General features: G+C 39.3%; 3 protein-coding genes. 2 read left to right on the forward strand and 1 reads right to left on the reverse strand.

What is annotated here, in order from left to right:
- Both HGJ91_RS05250 and HGJ91_RS05255 read left to right on the forward strand, forming a co-directional pair.
- The coding region (locus HGJ91_RS05250; RefSeq protein WP_291346656.1) for a hypothetical protein at positions 1–249 on the forward strand (249 nt) is incomplete at its 5' end.
- Positions 250–570: 321 nt separating this feature from the next.
- A complete protein-coding gene (locus HGJ91_RS05255) occupies positions 571–930 on the forward strand; it encodes a PilZ domain-containing protein (protein WP_291346657.1) in 360 nt (119 codons plus the stop codon).
- A 154-nt stretch (positions 931–1,084) separates the two neighbouring features.
- Here HGJ91_RS05255 and HGJ91_RS05260 read toward each other — a convergent pair whose 3' ends face one another.
- The gene (locus tag HGJ91_RS05260) at positions 1,085–2,218 is read right to left on the reverse strand and encodes a DegT/DnrJ/EryC1/StrS aminotransferase family protein (RefSeq protein ID WP_291346658.1); all 1,134 of its coding nucleotides are present in this window, start codon (positions 2,216–2,218) and stop codon (positions 1,085–1,087) included.
- Positions 2,219–2,358: the final 140 nt, after the last annotated feature.

A 2,358-nucleotide genomic window follows, 5' to 3' on the forward strand; every position in this document is an offset into this window, starting at 1 on the left:
GCGGAGGTTATCCGCAGCAATCGCATTATGAAGCAGTTTCCCCACAGAACGGAGACGGATTTTTATGTTTGGGTGGTTAAATACGGACGCAAGCTGAGACAAAAGTTGATAAAGGATGCACCTGTTTATAACCATCCGGATGATGACAATCCGGCAGATGCAGTGGAAGCATATGCAAAAAAGTACGGCAGCATTTTTCGTAAAGTCATTGGCGCATTCAGGCGTTTTTTCGGTCTAGTAAAATATTGATGAACTCGCAAAAAGTCCGATGTAGACGGTTTCGTAAAAAGTTCAAATTCAAGGCGTGCAAATTTTGTAATCATGAGGCGTACTGATCGTACGTTGAATGATTACGAAATGCAGCACAACGCAGAAGTTGGACTTTTTACGAAACCGTATCGTTAATTAATCCCTTGACCATACAACCTGGGCTTTTTGCCTGTTAAAAAATAGCACAAAGTTGCCCTTCCTTGACAATTTCAAAAAACACATTAATTTTTGATAAATTCGTAAAAAATATTTTATATCTTTTTACGAGGCCATCATATTTTGTTATCAGAAACTATCATTATGCCAAAAACAGATAAAAGGAAATATCCAAGAGTAGAAACACGCAACGTTGTTTCTTATGTTTGTGTTGATAAAGAAGGTAATGAAATCGGAGAAGGGATCGGTGAAACTTTAAATATCAGCCAGGGTGGAATCCTTCTAAAATCACCATATCCTATAGAATCAGAATTTGTTTTACTCATGTCCATTGACCTGGAAAATAACATAATGGAAATAAAAGGGAAAATCGCCCATTCAAAAAAAAATAAATCCGGTAAATATGAAACCGGCATCAGTTTTCTTGGAACACGCGATGAAAATATCCAAACTATAAAGAGCTTTATAAAAACCTATCACTCACAAAAAACCAGGAATCGTTAAAACAGCATCAACGTAACAGACATATCCCGCCATTAATAAATTTCCTTGACCCCGTTTTTCCAGGATAAATGCATTTGTAAAAATAAAATCAGAATAGATCATTTTAATAACGACGGACAACAAACTACAAACAACAGACAATTGAGCCCTTAGCTCAATTAAGGTAAAACTCTTTTATCTTTTTGACCACATATGCCTGTTGATCCTCTGTAAGCTCAGGGTATATTGGAAGAGCCAGGGTATGCGAAGCTGCGTGCTCGGAAACCGGGAAATCACCCTTTTTGTAATTCAGATAGGAAAAGCATTCCTGGAGATGCATGGGAACAGGATAATAAACTTCTGTTCCTATTTTCGCTTCCTGTAGAAACAGGCGGAGGTCATCTCTTTTTTTCGGCACACTGATGACAAATTGATTATAAATATGGCGTCCCTGACTTTCAACCGGAAGCTTTATATTATCCAGACCTGCACTTGCAAACAATTCTCTGTATCTGTTTGCATTCCTCTGCCGTGCGGCAGTCCAACCGTCAAGATGTTTCAGCTTCACTGAAACAATAGCAGCCTGCAAGGCATCCAGCCGGAAATTGCCCCCGATGATTTTGTGATAATACTTGGGATAAGATCCGTGAACACGCAGGATTTTCAGTTTTTCATACAATTCATCTGAATTGGTAGTAACAATTCCACCGTCGCCAAAAGCCCCCAGGTTTTTTGAGGGGAAAAAAGAAAAGCATCCGAAATCACCTATGGAACCAGCCCGTTTCCCTTTATACTCCGCGCCAATAGCCTGCGCCGCATCCTCTATCACAACCAAATCGTGCTTTTCTGCAATCTTTAAAATCGGATCCATGTCAGCACACTGGCCATACAGTTGAACAGGCATTATAGCCTTGAGCTTTGAGCTCTGATCACTTGTCATCCCATTGACGGTGTTTTCTATACCACTTGTTGAAATATTATAGGTATCCGGGTCTATATCAACAAAAACAGGCACAGCACCTGTACGGCCAATTGACCCTGCTGTTGCAAAAAAGGTATAAGGCGTTGTAATAACTAAATCTTCATGACCTATATCCGCAGCAACTATCGAGATTAAAAGTGCGTCTGTCCCGGATGAAACCCCGATCGCATGTTTTGATGAGCAATATTGGGCTATCTCTTTTTCAAGTGCTTCAACCTTTGGCCCAAGGATAAAATACTGGCTCTCATAAACTTCCTGGGTAACCTTTAAAATTTCTTCCCTTATCGAATTATACTGGGCTTTTAAATCAAGTAAAGGTACTTTCATAATAAATTCAGCTCCGTTTTGTTGATTAAAAAGATTTACCACGGAGTTGCACGGAGATCCACTGAACTTTGGTTTGTTAGTATCTGTGAAATTTCCGTGAAAATCCATGGTAAAAAGCAAATTAATGTTCTGTCAATATT

The organism is Desulfobacula sp. (genome assembly GCF_014237455.1).
Classification (GTDB): domain Bacteria; phylum Desulfobacterota; class Desulfobacteria; order Desulfobacterales; family Desulfobacteraceae; genus Desulfobacula.

Excerpts from the sequence above, each read along its gene's own strand:
- HGJ91_RS05255 (WP_291346657.1), top strand. The coding sequence starts at position 571 with ATGCCAAAAACAGATAAAAGGAAATATCCAAGAGTAGAAACACGCAAC.
- HGJ91_RS05260 (WP_291346658.1), bottom strand. The coding sequence starts at position 2,218 with ATGAAAGTACCTTTACTTGATTTAAAAGCCCAGTATAATTCGATAAGG.